The sequence below is a fragment of the Mesorhizobium sp. M7A.F.Ca.CA.003.01.2.1 genome (assembly GCF_003998945.1).
In the GTDB taxonomy this organism is placed as follows: domain Bacteria; phylum Pseudomonadota; class Alphaproteobacteria; order Rhizobiales; family Rhizobiaceae; genus Mesorhizobium; species Mesorhizobium ciceri.
In genome coordinates, this window is record NZ_RZRA01001500.1 from 1 (window position 1) to 751 (window position 751).

The 751-nt window shown below is 67.0% G+C and carries 1 pseudogene; it reads right to left on the reverse strand.

The annotated features are described in order from the left end of the window. Positions 1-12: 12 nt before the first annotated feature. A pseudogene (locus EN969_RS33765) lies at positions 13-751 on the reverse strand (metalloprotease); the annotation flags it as partial.

Consider the following 751-nt stretch of genomic DNA (forward strand, 5'->3'; position numbering starts at 1 on the left):
GTCCGCAGGTGCCTACTTGTCCGTGACGATCTTGACCTTGTCGCCGGCCGAAACCGCGGCACCAGGCGACAGCGCGTTGAGGACGCGGAACAGGTCGAGCTTACGGTCGACGCCGACCATCTGCGCCGAAAGCGAACCCATCGTCTGCCCAGGCTGGACAGTGACGACGCGGATGCGCAGCGGCTTCAGCGCCGCCTTTTCGGCGGCACTCAAGATCCGGAACGAGCCGCTGACCGAGCGGGCGATTGTGTCCAGCGACGTGCTGGCCGAAGGGGCCGCGGTCAGCAGCCGGTAGACCTGGCCGCCGGCGCGGATCACCGCAATGTCGAACTGCCAGCCTTCGGCGCCGGCATGCGCGGTCGCTGCCTCGTTGCCGTTGATGGTTTCCTGCCTGACGCTGCTGTCGACGAGACCAGCCACCCAGCCGCTGCGGATATAGTCCGTCAGCGCCCGGTTCTTGTCGATCGACACGCCATCGAAACGGATCGCTATGTCGCCGGGGCCGGTGGCCGTCACCGCTGCCGCCGAATTGTCGATGATGAAGCCGTCCGGTACCGTGAACGAAACGCCAAGGCCCGGATGCAGGAAGGTTTCGCCGCGTACATAGCCTTCTTCCGGCGTGTCGCCATAGAGCAGGCCGTCTATGCCGGCGAGGAAGGAATCGCGGTCGCGCGTGCCGACGCCCGGCGCGCCGAACTGGCGGGCATGGCGCTGCGCCAGATCGATGCGCTGCGGCGTATTGGGGTGCGTG